At 35.0% G+C, this 16284-nt stretch carries 15 protein-coding genes and 2 pseudogenes; all 17 read left to right on the forward strand.

Annotated elements, in window-relative coordinates; genetic code table 11:
• A partial coding sequence (locus tag ACLGL1_RS05480; RefSeq protein ID WP_411007744.1) for an RNA polymerase sigma factor occupies positions 1 to 416 on the forward strand: 416 nt, incomplete at its 5' end.
• A 423-nt stretch (positions 417 to 839) separates the two neighbouring features.
• The gene (locus tag ACLGL1_RS05485) at positions 840 to 1007 is read left to right on the forward strand and encodes a hypothetical protein (RefSeq protein WP_411007745.1); all 168 of its coding nucleotides are present in this window, start codon (positions 840 to 842) and stop codon (positions 1005 to 1007) included.
• Positions 1008 to 1107: 100 nt separating this feature from the next.
• A complete protein-coding gene (locus ACLGL1_RS05490; RefSeq protein WP_411007746.1) occupies positions 1108 to 2778 on the forward strand; it encodes a recombinase family protein in 1671 nt (556 codons plus the stop codon).
• On the forward strand, positions 2778 to 4448 hold the full coding sequence (locus ACLGL1_RS05495; protein ID WP_000124679.1) for a recombinase family protein: 1671 nt from the start codon (positions 2778 to 2780) through the stop codon (positions 4446 to 4448). The genes ACLGL1_RS05490 and ACLGL1_RS05495 overlap by 1 nt, the downstream gene beginning before the upstream one ends.
• Positions 4441 to 5934 (forward strand): recombinase family protein, encoded by a 1494-nt coding sequence (locus ACLGL1_RS05500; RefSeq protein ID WP_050265750.1) that lies wholly within the window; start codon positions 4441 to 4443, stop codon positions 5932 to 5934. Before ACLGL1_RS05495 ends, ACLGL1_RS05500 begins: the two co-directional genes overlap by 8 nt.
• Before the next feature lie 88 nt (positions 5935 to 6022).
• Positions 6023 to 6265: pseudogene (locus tag ACLGL1_RS05505) on the forward strand (N-6 DNA methylase); the annotation flags it as partial.
• 49 nt (positions 6266 to 6314) lie between these two features.
• Positions 6315 to 6554 (forward strand): annotated as a pseudogene (locus ACLGL1_RS05510) (N-6 DNA methylase); the annotation flags it as partial.
• Complete coding sequence (locus ACLGL1_RS05515; protein WP_411007747.1) at positions 6544 to 6894, forward strand: hypothetical protein; 351 nt, start codon at positions 6544 to 6546, stop codon at positions 6892 to 6894. The pseudogene ACLGL1_RS05510 and the gene ACLGL1_RS05515, both read left to right, overlap by 11 nt.
• Positions 6884 to 7951 (forward strand): restriction endonuclease subunit S, encoded by a 1068-nt coding sequence (locus ACLGL1_RS05520; protein WP_411007748.1) that lies wholly within the window; start codon positions 6884 to 6886, stop codon positions 7949 to 7951. Before ACLGL1_RS05515 ends, ACLGL1_RS05520 begins: the two co-directional genes overlap by 11 nt.
• Before the next feature lie 41 nt (positions 7952 to 7992).
• Positions 7993 to 8832 (forward strand): DUF6414 family protein, encoded by an 840-nt coding sequence (locus ACLGL1_RS05525; protein ID WP_411007749.1) that lies wholly within the window; start codon positions 7993 to 7995, stop codon positions 8830 to 8832.
• Positions 8825 to 9949, forward strand: coding sequence for an AAA family ATPase (locus tag ACLGL1_RS05530; RefSeq protein WP_411007750.1), 1125 nt, complete (start codon positions 8825 to 8827; stop codon positions 9947 to 9949). The genes ACLGL1_RS05525 and ACLGL1_RS05530 overlap by 8 nt, the downstream gene beginning before the upstream one ends.
• Positions 9950 to 10456: 507 nt before the next feature.
• A complete protein-coding gene (locus tag ACLGL1_RS05535; protein ID WP_411007751.1) occupies positions 10457 to 10978 on the forward strand; it encodes a ClbS/DfsB family four-helix bundle protein in 522 nt (173 codons plus the stop codon).
• A gap of 10 nt (positions 10979 to 10988) precedes the next feature.
• Entirely contained in the window at positions 10989 to 11465 is a 477-nt protein-coding gene (locus ACLGL1_RS05540) for a DUF4357 domain-containing protein (protein ID WP_411007752.1), read from the forward strand.
• A gap of 224 nt (positions 11466 to 11689) precedes the next feature.
• Complete coding sequence (locus tag ACLGL1_RS05545) at positions 11690 to 13273, forward strand: type I restriction-modification system subunit M (RefSeq protein ID WP_411007753.1); 1584 nt, start codon at positions 11690 to 11692, stop codon at positions 13271 to 13273.
• Complete coding sequence (locus ACLGL1_RS05550) at positions 13263 to 14285, forward strand: virulence RhuM family protein (protein ID WP_411007754.1); 1023 nt, start codon at positions 13263 to 13265, stop codon at positions 14283 to 14285. The genes ACLGL1_RS05545 and ACLGL1_RS05550 overlap by 11 nt, the downstream gene beginning before the upstream one ends.
• Positions 14278 to 15624, forward strand: a complete 1347-nt coding sequence (locus ACLGL1_RS05555) for a restriction endonuclease subunit S (RefSeq protein ID WP_411007755.1) — start codon at positions 14278 to 14280, stop codon at positions 15622 to 15624. The genes ACLGL1_RS05550 and ACLGL1_RS05555 overlap by 8 nt, the downstream gene beginning before the upstream one ends.
• Before the next feature lie 80 nt (positions 15625 to 15704).
• Positions 15705 to 16283, forward strand: a complete 579-nt coding sequence (locus ACLGL1_RS05560) for a restriction endonuclease subunit S (protein ID WP_411007756.1) — start codon at positions 15705 to 15707, stop codon at positions 16281 to 16283.
• Position 16284: the final 1 nt, after the last annotated feature.

A 16284-nucleotide genomic window follows, 5' to 3' on the forward strand; every position in this document is an offset into this window, starting at 1 on the left:
AAGATAAAAGATACTTTCTTTTAGTCAATGGAAAAAAAGTATATGTAGATAAAGATGTGTATTTGGCATATCATAGTGAATTAAACAAAGAAAAGTACCTTTACAAAAGAGATGGCAAAAATGGCTGTCTCTTTTTTTCTAATTTAGATCATGATGGAAATTTCGATGGCAACTTGGAAGATAAGTCAGTAAATATCGAAAAAATGGTGGAGACTAAGGAGGTTATAGAAAAATTAAATCATGCAATAAGCAAACTAACAAAAGATGAAAGAGATTTAATAGTGAAAATTTTTTATGAAGATAAAACATTAAGGCAAATAGGAAAAATTTTAAATATTTCTCCACCGAGTGTAATGAAAAGACGAAACAAGATACTAGATAAGCTAAGAAAATTTTTGGATGAATATAATATCTAAAATTTTTCAAAAATTGGTTAACAAGATGGGCAAAAATTCACTTTAAAAGTAGAGGGGAATTTTGCCCACTCTTTATTTAAAATAAATTTTTTTGGAATTGAACCTTAACAACTGAATAGACCAAGACAAGACGTTAATCATTATTGGAGTGTAAAAACATATCCGCCAAGACCTTTCTGCTGATATATCGGTTAAAACAAGTACTGCTAAGTCTAAAGCAAGGGGATAAGAAAGCGAGCGATAAGATAGAGTTTGAAAGTAGGGAGGGATACCCTATTCGCTATGAAGATAATGAGGATAATGATACTTCTAAGGTTGAAGCCGGCTCATCCGAAACAGAGGCGGAGGTGAGATTCCTATGTTGCCTATCCAAGGCACTTGTCAATGTCAAAAAACTTTAAATATAAATGAGAGGTAAAACTTATGGATAATAAGAAATTATTAAAAGAAAAGATTAGAGATAAACCTAAAGAGCAAGTAGGAAAAGAAGATTATTCTAAAAAGATTACTTACACTCAAAGTGATAAAGAATCCCTCGACTTACTAGATATAGTTGAGCTTTATTTATGTAGAGCTTGCATAAGACTATAAGCTGAGGTGCTGACTTAAAAACTTGGGTGCGGTAAAATATAAGTGGTAGAAGAACTCCTTAATGACTATTTGCCCAAATACAAATTAAGGAGGTTTTGTGATGGAAAAATTTGCTTGTATGTATCTTCGTTTATCAAGAGAGGACGGAGATAGCACAGAAAGCAACTCTATTTCAAATCAAAGACAGATTATCAAGTCATATGCAAGGGACAATGATTTTAAAGTTGTTGCTGAATATGTAGACGATGGTTTTTCAGGATCTAATTTTGACAGACCAAAATTTAAGAAGATGATTCAAGATCTTGAAGAAAAGAAGTTCAAAACAATTATTGTGAAGGACTTATCCCGTTTTGGGAGGGATTATATCGAATCAGGTAAATATCTACAAAAGATATTTCCAGAAAAAGGTATAAGGTTTATATCCGTAAACGATAACTATGACAGTGAAAATGCAGATGTAAGCGATACACACTTAATTCTTCCAATAAGAAACTTTATTAATGATTCTTATTGTAGAGATATTTCTATGAAAGTTAAATCTTCAAAAGAGATCAAAAGAAAGAATGGTGAATTTATTGGTGCATTTGCTCCTTTTGGTTATAAGAAGGATAGCAAAAACAAACATAAGTTAGTCGTTGATACAAAAGTTTCACACATAATTGAGAGAATCTTCAATATGAAGATAGACGGTTATTCATCTAAGGCTATTGCAGATTTTTTAAATAGCATAGGTTGTGTAACACCATCTAAGCATAAAGAAAATTCTGGCGATAATCATACTACTGGTTTTATTGTTAAAGACTCTAAATGGGACGCAAAAATGGTCAATAGGATTATTACAAACAAGGTCTATATAGGAGTGCTTGAACAAGGAAAAACTAGAAAACTAAATTACAAGTCTAAGAGAGAAGTAGAAGTAAATGAAGAAGATTGGATCGTAATTAACGACTCTCATAAGCCTATTATTTCAAAAAGCATTTATGCTTTGGCTAATAAGATGATGCTTCGAGATGTAAAACAATCAGCAGATATACCACATATTTTATCAGGAATGCTTTATTGCAAAGACTGTGGATCTTCAATGGTTAGAAGAAAGGTTAAGTCAAAGAATGGATATAATATTTTTTATATTTGTTCTCACTATAATAACAAAGGAGATTGCACAAGACATAGTATAAAAGAAGACTATCTACTTGATATGACTCTTTTCGCACTTAAAGATTATTTAAAAAAATACAATGAATTACTAAGTCAAGTTAATAAGTTAGATGTATCAAAAGTTACATTTAATATTGACTTTGAAAGCTTAAACTCAGAAAAAAGAAAATATGAAAGGCTTAGACAATCTTTATATATGGACTTAGAAGACGAACTTATAACTTCTGAAGAGTTTGAAAGGTTCAGAAAAAATTATCTTATTAAGATCAGGGAAATAGAGAAACAAATTGCTACAAAGAAAAATATACTTGCCAACTTGCAAGAAAAGATGAAAAACAAGGACAGTTTGGTTTCCGAAATTGTTCCCACTGATTTAAGCAGTCTAAATAGACTAACAATTGTATCTTTTATAGATAGAATTGAAATCGGAGAAAACAATGAGATTAATTTTGTCTTTAATAATTTGGAAACAGTTAACTTACTGAAGACCCTTATAAAAGAAGAAAATGAAAACAAGTCCGAAGTAAAGAAAAATTTGATTTCAATAAATAAGGTATTTGGAAATGCTCTTGAAAATAAGACTCCAATGCAATTAGCTGGAGGTGTTTTATAATGGCAAGAACTTCCAAAAGATATATTGAAAAGAAAAGTGAAAAGATAGAAAGAAAAGTCTTTAAGGCCGGAATTTATACAAGACTATCTAACGAAAGAACAGAAGAGTGGAGAGAAAAATCATACTCAATAGAAACTCAAATCCTATCTTGTAAAGAATATGCATTAAAAGAAAATATAGATGTTTTAGAAGTTTACACCGACTATGAATATAGTGGGACAAACTTTGAAAGACCATCATTTCAGAATATTATGCAAGATATTAGGGATAGAAGAATCAATTGTATTATTATCAGAGATTTATCAAGACTTGGAAGAGAATATCTTGAAATGGGAAGATTGATTGATAAAGTGTTTCCATTTTTAGGTGTTAGATTTATTTCAGTTAATGATAAATTGGATACAGTCAAAGAAACAGATTCAAAGAAATCTTTTGAGGTTACTCTTAAAAATATTATCAACGATATGTATGCTAAGGATATTTCAGTTAAGATAAAAACCTCAAAACACAATAGAGCAAGAAATGGATACTTTATTGGATCTGTTCCACCTTACGGGTACAAGATTAAAAAATCTAAAGAAGGTCAAAAGCTTGTAATTGATGAAAATGTTAGATTTATAGTTGAAGAGATGTTTGATTTAACTCTTCAAGGCAAAAGCCAGTATGAAGTAGCAAAGCATTTTAATGAAAAAGGGTATGCTCCTGGAATGATTTACTATAAAACTGGGAGAGTTTACAGAGAAAATGATGATCCTGAATGGAATAAAGGGACAATTTCTAAAATGCTTACAAATCCAGCTTATACGGGGACTTTAGTACAAGGAGTTAAGCAACAAAATCTTGCAAAAGGAATTAAACAACATTTTGTAGACGAAAGTCAGTATATAATTTGTGAGAATGCACATGAAGCAATCATTTCTAAGGAAGTTCATGAAAGAATATTACAAGAAAGACGAGAAAGAAAGAAAAATCATGTTTTCAGTTCGCCAATGCACAATTTTGAAAATAGGGACTATGAGAACAGATTTAAAGGTCTTGTAATCAATAATAATACTGGCAAAGAACTTAATAGAAGAACTCGTATCTATGGTAAGAATAGAGATAGACTTTACTATTCATTTCAGAATGAGAGGTTTAGTGGAAGTATAAAACCCGAAAAATCAGTATTCATTATGGAAAGAGATTTAGATCAGGCTATTAGTGATAAGATTTCTGAGTTTATTATGAAGACAACTAGCAAGACAAAATTTGTTAACCGAATTAAAGCTAGATTTAATAACGCAATAGATACTTTTAAGAAAGACATTGAAAATCTTAAAAGAAAAAATCTAAATGAAGAAAATATCATTCAAAGAGCCTATGAAGAATATAGTCTAGGCAAGATTGATAGAGACGAGTATCTATTAAAAAGAGAGATTGCTCAAAGTCATATGTCTACATTTGATAACGAGATTTCAGCAATTGAAGTTAATATATCAAAACTTAAAAAAGAAAGATCAAAATCAACAAAATGGATAAATGATTTATATGCTTCAAAGAATTTGGAAAAGCTATCTGGCGATTTAATCCATAGCTTAATCGAAAAAATAATAGTTTATGATAAACACGAATTTGAAATAGTCTTTAAATTCAATATAGATAATTTGGTAGGAGGAATAGACGATGAGTAAGATAGCTCTTTATATTAGATTATCCGTTGAAGATATGATAAAGACTGATGAAAGTGAAAGTATCATAAACCAAAGAGCATATTTAAACGATTATCTCGACAAGAATGAAGAATTTAAAAACTTCACAAGAGAAGAATATGTCGATGATGGATATTCTGGAACAAATGAAAATAGACCAGCCTTTCAAAGAATGCTCGAAGATGTAAAGAAAAATAATATCCAGACGATAATTGTAAAAGACTTATCCAGATTTATGAGAGATTATATAACACTTGGAGATTATCTTGAAAATATATTTCCATTCCTTGGAGTAAGATTTATTGCCATAAATGATGGCTATGATAGTAAGAAAGAAAAGGGAAATGGAACAGATTTAGACATTCAATTCAAGGGACTATTATATGATTTCTACACAAAAGATATTTCTGAAAAGGTAAAGTCATCTATGACTACACTTAAAAAACAAGGAAAATTTTTAGCTTGGAGTCCACCATTGGGATATATGAAAGATCCTAATGACAAACACAAAATCATAGTTGACGAAGAAACTGCTTGGATAGTAAAGAAGATTTTCAAACTTGCACTTGATGGCATATCTTCAAGAAATATAGCTAAGATATTAAATGAAGAAAAGATTCCGACACCATCAAAAAGAAAGAGTGAACTAACAAATCTTGATTTTGAATATTCGATAATTAGAACAGCTAAAAAGCCTAGACCAACTTGGACTAATGGCAATGTAATAGATGTATTGGCAAATGAAAATTATACTGGAACTTACACTTTCAATATGCAAGATAAGTCAGTATTAAATCCATCTTCTTTTAAATTCAAACCAAAAGAAGAATGGGGAAGAGTTGAGAATAATCATGAAGCTATTATATCTAAAGAAGACTTTGAAAAAGTTCAGAAGATTAAAGAGAAGAATCTATTTATGAAAGGTAAAAATACCGATTATGAATGGAGAAAGAAATCTCCACTACAAGGTTTTGCAAAATGTCCAACTTGTAATCACATTTTAGGATGTACTCAATCTAAACACAAAAGACCTGATGGAAGCCTTAGAGTACACACATATTTTACTTGTAGGATATGTAAGTGTAATAATGTAAAACATAAGAACTCAAGAGCAGGAAGCCTTGAAGAGCAAGTATTTGAAGCTATAAAAGAAAAATATGGTCTAGAAGATCCAAACAAGGATGAAAAAGTAAAAGTTAAACCTATGGGAAAATCTATCGAAGATCTTGAAGCTAAGAAAATGCAGAATTTTGAGAAGTATAAATTAGGTAAGATGAGTAGACAAAAATTCATTGACTCTAAAAATTTGATAGATGAAGATATACAAGCAATAAAAGAAAAAATACAAAAAGCAAAAGAAGAAAAAGAAGTAATAGACAACACTAAACTTACCAGAGAATTGATGGAAAAATATATAGACTCAGTATTCTGTGAAGGAAACGAAGTGTTGAACATAATATGGAAGTAGCAAAGGGAGTGAGCAATCACTCTCTTTTAAATTACATAACAATAACCTCTTTTTTGTCATAAGCTTGACATGAGAGGGTAGTGGTGCGTTCCTAGTTAGAGCGATGACTGATGCAATGGATGATTGTGAAACTGAAGAAGAACGTGAGGAAGTTAAAAGAAATCAAATTTATGGAATAGAATATGAAGATGGAGCATTTGGACTTTCTTCAACAAATATGCTTATTCATGGTGATGGAAATTCAAATATAATTCAAGCATCAATGTTTGAACGTGGAGAATGGATAAAAGATAAGAATATAAATAGCGTTCTTATGAACCCCCCCTTATAATGCTACAAGAAAATTCTGTGATCCAGAATATGTTAAAAATTGGGGGTCTAGTAAAAAAGAAGATCCTTCTAAAGGCTTCCATTTTGTAGAATATGTTGCAAGACATATCCCAGCTAACTCAAAGATAGCGGTATTATTACCAATGCAAGCAGCTATAGGAAACAGTGGAGATGTGAAAAAATTTAAAAAGAAGATGCTAGATAATTATACTTTAGAAGCTGTTTTTTCACTACCAAATGAAATGTTTTATCCAGGTGCTGCTGCTATAGCCTGTTGTTATGATTTTTGATTTATCTCAAAAACATGAAAGATCTAATAAAGAAACTTTTTTTGGCTATTTTAAAGACGATAAATTTATAAAAAGAAAAGGTCTAGGTAGAGTAGAAAAAACTGATTCTGATGGAAATAGTTTATGGGCTAGTACAAAAGATGAGTGGCTTGATTTATATAAAAATAAAAAGGAAGTGCCTGGATTATCTGTTATGAAGAAAGTTACTTGGAAAGATGAGTGGTTGGCTGAAGCTTATATGGAAACTGATTATACTAAGCTTACACCTCAAGATTTTCAAAATGTATTAAACAGTTATCTTTCTTACTTAGTAAAAGAAGGTCATGTGTATGAAAATTAATGTAAATAACTGGAAACCAGTACAATTAAAAAAGTTATTTATTATTCGTCCAACGAAAGCTTATAAAAATATGAGCAAAGAAGAACTAGACGATGGAGGACAGACACCATTTGTTGTAAATTCTGCAGTAAATAATGGTATAGGTGGTTATAGCTCATTGAATCCAACAGAAGAAGGCGGAATTATAACATTTAGTGACACTACTAATGGAGATACATTTTTTTATCAAAGAAATAACTTTATTGGGTTTTCTCATGTCCAGGGTATGTATCCAATTACAAGAGAATGGGATGAGTATGAGCTGCTATTTCTTGTATCATTATTAAATTTTCATAATAGAGGGAGGTATAACTATGGTAGAAAAATGACTAGAGAAAATATATTAAATACCTCATTGCTAATGCCAGTTACAGTTAATGATGAGATTGACTTTAACTATATGTCTACTTTTATTAAAAGATTAAAATATAAAGAGATAATAACAAAAAATAAAAAACGAGAAAATTTTAACAGTTTTGAAAATTGGAAAGAATTCTACTTGCACAAATTATTCAAGACATCTATGGGGAATAGCATAGATGCAGTAGCTACAACAAATGATAATCCAAAGTACAATTATGTATCTCGTGATAGTAATGGAAACGGTGTTGTAGGATTTGTTGATGAAGTTGAAGACCAAAATCCCTTCCCTGCTGGTGCTATGTCATTAGCTTTAGGTGGAAGTTTTCTTGGCTCTTGTTTTATTCAAAAAGAGCCATTCTATACGGCACAAAATGTTGGGATATTGCAAGAGAAAGAACCACTTAGTATTCACACAAAATTATTTATTTCAACTCTGATAAGGAATGAATGCAAAATAAAATATCAGGCTTTTGGAAGAGAATTAAACTCACATTTTAGAAAAGATTTTACAATAAAATTACCAGTTTTGATGAATGGTAATGATTATGTATTCGATAAAAGCAAAAAGTATTCTGATAAAGGATATATACCTGATTGGAAATATATGGAAAACTATATGAAGAGTTTACCATATGGTGATAGGATTGATGGTTAATAGAAAAGGATAATTATTAGCAATGATTATTGGAGGGGCGTATGTCCGATAAAAGTTTAACAACTCAATTGTGCAAGATTATATACTTTGATGACGAGTCAATAACAGATTATCTTCAATTGATGTCTGGAGGAAATCTGGAGAAAACAACAGAATTGTTAGAAACAGCATCAAAAGATGCAGAAGTTGATGCAGATGCAGCTACAAAAATTGGATTTGGTGGTCTAATAAAAGCATTATTAGGCTGGAATGCAGAAGCTGGCGTGACAGCATCAGCAGGACTAAGTTTTAATAGTGAAAAAATGGTTAAAAATATCATTAAAAATACTATTCTTACTGATTTTGTTAATGCACTAGAAGAAAATGAGAATAAGAGAGCTGTTTCCAAATTACCAAAAGGGACAATAAAAAAATTCAGTGGATATAAAATCACAGCAGAGAAAGATTCTTTGTCTTATTTCGTAATGGTTTCACCTTATATGAATATGTTTCAATCTGGAAGCACTATTCCTAGTGGCGAACTTAGTATTTCATTGGAGAAACTTGATAGTGTTTTAAGAAATGCAAAGGGTTATTACGAATTTGTTGGAACTAAAGGAAACAGTAAGGTGATTTTAAGATTTAATATTAGTGCTTTTAAAAATAATTATATGATTAGTGATTTGCTAAAAATGAATTTAAGTATTTTTGCAATTAAAGTTGGCGATACAACATTGGATATGCTTAATATTAACGAAGAGTTAAATCTTGATTTAACAAATAGTGTAGTTGACAATCCATCATATGAAGAAAGTAATAAAGATAATGATCAAAATAGTAATTCATCTAAAAAACTTCCAGTTTTTGATGTGCTATTAGCTGGAGTTGAGTCAAATGGTTAATAGAATTATTATATTTAAAGGGAGCAAAAAAGATTTTGAAGAATTATTATATGAAATTATAGGTAATGGTCCTTATACGCCTTTTATGGAGCTGATACAAAAATATAATGCTAGGTTAAGACCGAATGAATCAGGTGTTAGAGAACAAGAGTTGGGAAGAAAAATACCTGTTGAAGCTTGTGTAGTAAAGGCAGATGATTATGCGTCAGTGCTACCTCATGTTTTATCAAATTTTTCAACTATCATTACTTTAAACTGTGATATTGATTGTCTTCTAGTTCATAATCCACCTAGACGAGTAGAAGAATCTTTAAAAGCATATGATGATAGTATAATTGAATATAAATTTTCAGAATACCAAGAAATATCTAAGAAAAAACTTAAGGAGATTTACAAACAATTAAATAAAGACATTCTTGGACAAGTTGATTGTAAAAAATCAATAATAACAGGATTGTATAAGTTATTAAAAGAGCAAGTGAATAATCCAGTTGTATTAATGTTTCATGGGTATTCTGGAGTTGGTAAAACTGAAAGTGCTAAAAGTATAAGTAATTCATTAGGTGGAAACTTATTAAGAATTCAATTTTCAATGATGCAAACAAATGAAGCTTATAATTATGTATTTGGTTCTGAACACTCAAATAATAGTTTAGCAAAAGATATGCTTTTAAGGGAGTCTAATGTTATACTAATTGACGAATTTGATAAAGTAGACTATAGGTTTTATAATGCTTTTTATGAACTTTTTGATGAGGGTAGATATGTAGATACCAATTATGATGTAGATTTAAAAAACACGATTTTTATATGTACATCAAATTTTATGAATGAAGAAAAAATTAAAGAAAGTTTAGGACCAGCAATGTTTTCGAGATTTTCTGAGTGTATAAAATTTGATCAATTAGAGAAAGAACAAAAAATTGAAATTGTTAATAATTGGTACGACGAAGTATTGAGTAAATTAGATGATGATGAAAAAAATATAATAAAAAAAACAGATATCATGCAATGGTTTATGGAGAACGTTGATAGATATGATAATATAAGAATATTAAAAACAAAACTAGAAAATGCTATATATCATAAATTATCAGAAGTATATATATTTTCTTAGATATCTTTAACCGGTACTGGGACTGGAACGGTACAAAAAGTTTGAAAATGCTCTATAATTAAACGTATTTGACGAGATATAAAAAACTAAAAGCTTGTATTTTGAATAGTTTCATACCACTGGTACATTTGGAAAAGAAGAATGGGAATAGGTTCCAGATTTCTGTAACCCTTGATTTTACTAACTATTCTAAGGGTACGAGGGCTTACGATACTATTTTGATACTAAAAAATGTGGCTAACCACTGGGAATGAAGAATAATATAAGAAAAGACTAGCTTAGAAGGATACGGAATTTATCCAGCGTTACCAAGAGCTTTCAAAAAATGAGCGTTTATCAAAGTAAGAGCAATACCTTGTGCTGAACTACCTATTAAACCTTAGATGTCCTGCTAAAAATAAATAATCGACCTAGAAAATGTTTAGGGTGAAAAACACCTATTGAAGTATTTTAACATGAAGTTGTTGCACTTAATTTGACAACCCGCTTTATCTCAAGGAGATATTTATGAGATTATATGAAAACAAAGAAGAATTAAAAAATGAAATAAAGAAGACTTTTGAAAAATATATTTCAGAGTTTGATAATATTCCTGAAGAATTAAAGGATAAGAGAATAGATGAAATTGATAGAACACCAGCTGAAAATATTGCCTACCAAGTTGGTTGGACTACTTTAGTTTTAAAATGGGAAGAAGATGAGAAAAAGGGGCTTGAAGTTAAAACCCCGTCAGATAAATTCAAATGGAATCAGCTTGGAGAATTATATGAGTGGTTTACAGAAACATATGCTCATAAATCTTTGACTGAATTAAAAGAGCAACTAACAAAAAATGTAGAAAATATTTATCTTATGATAGATGATTTTACTGAAGAAGAATTATTTAAACCACACATGAGAAAATGGGCAGATGAAGCAACAAAAACTGCAACTTGGGAAGTTTATAAATTTATCCATGTAAATACAGTAGCACCATTTGGAACATTTAGGACTAAAATTAGAAAATGGAAGAAGTTAGCATTAATTTAGCAAGAGCAAAGTGCCTAATACAGAGCTCTTTGCCCTGGATATTGGCCTGGTTATCCAATTGCTATCCTCCTTTGAAGGCAACCAGGTTTATCCTAAAGAAAAGACCAAAGAAGAGGTATTTACCCAGGCGGCTAAAGAATTTGAAGCCAGGGCAGATACAGCCCTGCTCCCAGAGGGCTATTATTACCTGGAACGGTCGGTTAGGGGGTTTGGCCAGGTTAAGGGTAAGGCCTTGGTCAAGGATGGCCTTTTTCTGGTCCTTAAGGGGAGCCTGTGCGCCCCCTTAGAAGGTGAGGTCACACCTGCCATCCGTCAAAATGCAAAAATCAGCAATCATATTTTGACGGAAGATGTTATTTGCCGGTCACCCTCTACCGCAGGCTTGTTGGTTCTTGGTAAAAGCAATAATGGCTGGATGGAATGGAAGGATGAAGATGGTTTCCCAATAAATCAGTACAGGCAGGAAGACCAAGACAGCTTGAGGTAAGACCGGGCGCCGTTTGTATCAAATCCCGGCTCAGCCGGGTTGAAAGCACCCATAGAAGAAGCCCCCTAGGCCGGAAAGGCTAGGGGGCTCCCTTATGCAAAAAATGTCAGTTAGCCGCCCTCTAGAGCCTAGCGGTTTCTTATGGTAAACTAAGGCTTAACGAGCCAATAAAATCACCGGGCATCAGCCGGTGGGCTTAATTTATACATTTTGCGAGGTAAACCATGTCCAATAATCAAAGACCATACAGCGGAACCAGCCAACGGGCAGAACTTCACAAGCGGATTTGGGCCATAGCCGATGACGTGCGGGGGGCTGTTGATGGCTGGGACTTTAAGCAGTACATTTTAGGCATCTTATTTTACCGGTTCATTTCCGAAAATATGACCGAATTTTTCAACCGAGCCGAGCATGAGGCCGGCGATCCGGACTTTGACTATGCCCAGCTTTCTGATGAAGAGGCCGAGGTCGACTTTCGGCCCAATACCGTTGAGGACAAGGGCTTTTTCATCCTGCCTAGCCAGCTCTTTGAAAACGTTGTCCGCCAGGCCCGGACCAATGAAAACCTCAACACCGACCTGGCCAATATTTTTAAGTCCATAGAAGGGAGTGCCATCGGCTACCCCTCTGAAGATGACATCAAGGGCCTCTTTGATGATATTGATACCACCAGCAACCGCCTGGGCGGCACCGTTGCCGAAAAGAACAAACGCCTGACCGATATCCTCACCGGCATTGCCGAAATTAACTTCGGCGCCTTTGAAGACGGCGAAATAGACGCCTTTGGTGATGCCTACGAATACCTCATCTCCAACTATGCCCGGAATGCCGGCAAGTCCGGCGGGGAATTCTTCACCCCCCAAACCGTCTCCAGGCTCCTGGCCCGGCTGGTTATGGATGGTGTTGACACCGTCAATAAAGTCTACGATCCCACCTGCGGCAGCGGGTCCCTCCTCCTACAGATGAAAAAACACTTCCAGGCCCACATCATTGAAGAAGGGTTTTTTGGCCAGGAAATCAATATGACCAATTTCAACCTGGCCCGGATGAACATGTTCCTCCATAATATCAACTACAACAACTTCTCCATCAAGCGGGGCGACACCCTCCTAAACCCCCTGCACCTGGAGGAAAAACCCTTTGACGCCATTGTTTCCAATCCCCCCTACTCCATCAAGTGGGTTGGGGATGCAGACCCCACCCTCATTAATGACGACCGCTTTGCCCCAGCCGGCAAGCTGGCCCCAAAAAGCTACGCAGACTACGCCTTCATCATGCACGCCCTCAACCACCTGTCCAGCAAGGGCCGGGCCGCCATCGTCTGTTTCCCGGGCATCTTTTACCGGAAGGGGGCCGAAAAGACCATCCGCAAGTACCTGGTGGATAACAACTTTATAGACTGCGTTATCCAACTGCCGGATAACCTCTTCTTCGGCACCTCCATCGCCACCTGCATCCTGGTCATGGCCAAAAACAAGACAGAAAATAAAATTCTCTTTATAGACGCCGGCAAAGAATTCAAGAAGGAAACCAATAATAATATCCTGGAAGAGAAGAATATTGATAAGATTGTGACCATCTTTAGCCAAAAGACCGATACCCAATACTTTTCCAGGTATGTCCCCCTGGCTGAAATTGAAGAAAATGACTACAACCTTTCCGTCTCCACCTATGTGGAAAAAGAAGACACCCGGGAAAAAATCGACATCAAGGCCCTGAACCGGGAAATCGCCGAAACCGTCGCCAGGATTGACACCCTTCGGGCTTCTATTGATGAGATCGTAAAGGAGCTTGAAGATGAAGAATGAAAAAGAAAAGGCACATGGCGAGATCGTCATCTATACGGCTGATGATGGCCATACTAAGATAGATGTTAATTTCCTTGATGAGACAGTATGGCTATCACAACAGCAAATGGCAGACCTATTCAAAACATCGCGAACAAATATTGTAGAGCATATAGGGAATATTTACGATGAAGGTGAACTGGATCAAAAGTCAACCTGTCGGGATTTCCGACAGGTTCGCAAAGAGGGTAACCGTCAAGTGGCAAGAAATATTCCCCACTATAACTTGGACATGATCATATCCCTTGGTTATAGGGTGAAGTCAAAAATTGCCACTGATTTTAGAAAATGGGCAACGGAAAGACTGAAAGAATATATCATTAAAGGTTTTACAATGGATGACCAACGCCTGAAAAATTTAGGCGGCGGGACCTATTGGAAAGAACTTTTAGATAGGATTCGTGATATTCGGTCCTCGGAAAAAGTCATGTACAGACAAGTTTTGGATTTATATGCAACCAGTATAGATTATGACCCTAAAAGCAGGGAATCTATTGCCTTTTTCAAATTGGTACAAAATAAATTGCATTATGCCGTCCACGGGCAAACAGCGGCAGAAGTCATTTATACAAGAGCAGACAGCAGGAAAGAATTTATGGGCTTAACCACTTTTTCCGGCTCTTTTCCGACCAAAAAAGATGTTGGCATTGCAAAGAACTACCTTACCCTTGATGAACTAAACATATTAAACAGACTGGTATCAGGGTACTTTGACATAGCCGAAATGCAGGCTATGAGACATAAACCCATGTATATGAGTGATTATGCAGAAACACTGGATAATATTCTTAAAGCTACAGGAGAAGATGTATTAGACCACGCCGGCCGAATTAGCCACAAACAGGCCATGGAAAAGGCACATTCCGAGTATAAAAAATATCAGCTTGAAAACCTTTCCCCGGTTGAAAAAGACTATCTAGCAGAAATAAAAAATATAGAGGAAAGGGCTAAAAAGGGGAGAGAGGATGACTAGGATAGAGGATTTATTAAAGAATGAGCCGGTGGAATGGAAGAAAATCAAGGATGTATTTGATATCCGGAATGGGTACACGCCATCTAAGAAAAATAAAGCTTTTTGGGAAAATGGCGATATTCCTTGGTTTCGTATGGAAGATATTAGAGAACAAGGGAAAATACTATATGATTCCAAGCAGCATATAACATCAAGTGCGATAAAGGGTAAGGGGTTATTTGCTAAGGATAGTATCATATTGGCGTCTACGGCAACGATTGGTGTACATGCCATCTTAAAAACAGATGCTTTGGCTAATCAGCGGTTTACAAACTTTAAGATTAAAGATAGTTTGAGTGACAAGTTATTACCAGATTTTGTTTTTTATTACTTTGACCTTATTGATGAATGGTGCAAAGTGAATGTGAAGGTATCTAGTTTTCCAGCGGTCAATATGGATGCCCTACTGGAGCAAGAATTCCCCATTCCCTCTCTTGAAACCCAAGAAAAAATCGTAAAAATACTTGACAATTTCACAAATTATGTTACTGAATTACAGGCTGAATTACAGGCTGAATTACAGGCCCGTATTAAGCAATATGATTATTTTAGGGACCTGCTAACAAGCCAAGACTACCTGGAGAAATTAGTTAAAGACCCCGGTAGGCTTGGCAAGCAAGAAGTCAGGTTAACCAGGCTGGGGGATATTGGTCAATTTACTAGGGGAAATGGTTTGCAGAAAAAGGACTTTCAACCGCAGGGCAGGCCGGTTATTCATTATGGGCAAATCTATACCAAATATGGATTTTCGGCGGAAGAAACCATTTCTTATACTGATGAAGAGACTTTTTCCAAGCTCAAGAAGGCAAAGCCTAACGATATTCTGATGGCAACTACATCAGAGAATATTGAAGATGTGGGCAAGGCAGTTGTTTGGCTTGGAACCGAAGAAATAGGCTTTTCCGGGGATATGTATAGTTATCGGACCAGTGAAAATGCTAAGTATCTAGCCTATTACTTTCAGTCAGCAGCTTTTCAACGGCAAAAAGAGAGAAAGGTTACCGGTACAAAGCTTATTCGTATTCATGAAAATGATATGGCTAAATTTACAATTCATCTTCCGCCCTTATCCCTTCAACAGCAAGTGGTTCAAATCCTGGATAAGTTCCAGGCCCTCATGGCGGATGCCCAGGGGCTCTTGCCCCGGGAGATTGACCAGCGGCAAAAACAGTATGAATATTATCGGGACAGGCTCTTGACATTTAATCAGGTATCTGGTAGCAAGCAAGCAAGCAAGCAAGCAAGCAAGCAAGCAAGCAAGCAAGCAAGCAAGCAAGCAAGCAAGCAAGCAAGCAATTAATACCTAAAGACTATTTTGTCCTGCTTGAAGAGGCAGCCAATATTGTCGGGCTTAGCCCGTTTTCAATTGCCGATAAAAAATTGGGCGATGTTGTCCAGGTTGTATTGGGCGGAACGCCTAATAAGCAAAAGCAGGACTACTGGGAAGGGGGGACTATCCCCTGGATGAGTAGCGGTGAAGTTAATAAAAAGACCGTTTATGAGACAGAAGGCTTTATTACACAAAAAGGATACGATAATTCTAGTGCGACCATGGTACCGGCAGAATCAACAGTCATTGCCTTGGCAGGGCAAGGAAAGACCCGGGGCATGGTTGCTCGGATTAAAATCCCCTTGTCTACGAACCAGTCTTTGGCAACCTTAATTCCCAATGAAGGATTGTTGAATGATTTTCTTTATTATTACTTGCAGGGGGAATATTTGAGGTTGCGTGATGTATCATCAGGGGATGGGTCGCGAGGTGGCTTGAATAAAGAGATATTAAAAAAATATCCGATTCTTATTCCCCCCCTCCACATCCAGGCCCATATTGTTGGTATCCTTGACCAGTTTGAGGCCCTGGTCCATGACCTATCTCAAGGACTACCGAAAGAAATAGCCTTACGCCAAGACCAGTACGAGTATTACCGGGACCGTTTACTAGACTTCCCAAGACCTTAAA

This window comes from Peptococcus simiae, from assembly GCF_046569735.1.
In the GTDB taxonomy this organism is placed as follows: Bacteria; Bacillota; Peptococcia; order Peptococcales; family Peptococcaceae; genus Peptococcus; species Peptococcus simiae_A.

Excerpts from the sequence above, each read along its gene's own strand:
- ACLGL1_RS05530 (WP_411007750.1), top strand. The coding sequence starts at position 8,825 with ATGGTTAATAGAATTATTATATTTAAAGGGAGCAAAAAAGATTTTGAA.
- ACLGL1_RS05520 (WP_411007748.1), top strand. The coding sequence starts at position 6,884 with ATGAAAATTAATGTAAATAACTGGAAACCAGTACAATTAAAAAAGTTA.
- ACLGL1_RS05490 (WP_411007746.1), top strand. The coding sequence starts at position 1,108 with ATGGAAAAATTTGCTTGTATGTATCTTCGTTTATCAAGAGAGGACGGA.
- ACLGL1_RS05495 (WP_000124679.1), top strand. The coding sequence starts at position 2,778 with ATGGCAAGAACTTCCAAAAGATATATTGAAAAGAAAAGTGAAAAGATA.
- ACLGL1_RS05555 (WP_411007755.1), top strand. The coding sequence starts at position 14,278 with ATGACTAGGATAGAGGATTTATTAAAGAATGAGCCGGTGGAATGGAAG.
- ACLGL1_RS05545 (WP_411007753.1), top strand. The coding sequence starts at position 11,690 with ATGTCCAATAATCAAAGACCATACAGCGGAACCAGCCAACGGGCAGAA.
- ACLGL1_RS05535 (WP_411007751.1), top strand. The coding sequence starts at position 10,457 with ATGAGATTATATGAAAACAAAGAAGAATTAAAAAATGAAATAAAGAAG.
- ACLGL1_RS05525 (WP_411007749.1), top strand. The coding sequence starts at position 7,993 with ATGTCCGATAAAAGTTTAACAACTCAATTGTGCAAGATTATATACTTT.
- ACLGL1_RS05550 (WP_411007754.1), top strand. The coding sequence starts at position 13,263 with ATGAAGAATGAAAAAGAAAAGGCACATGGCGAGATCGTCATCTATACG.
- ACLGL1_RS05515 (WP_411007747.1), top strand. The coding sequence starts at position 6,544 with ATGATTTTTGATTTATCTCAAAAACATGAAAGATCTAATAAAGAAACT.
- ACLGL1_RS05500 (WP_050265750.1), top strand. The coding sequence starts at position 4,441 with ATGAGTAAGATAGCTCTTTATATTAGATTATCCGTTGAAGATATGATA.
- ACLGL1_RS05485 (WP_411007745.1), top strand. The coding sequence starts at position 840 with ATGGATAATAAGAAATTATTAAAAGAAAAGATTAGAGATAAACCTAAA.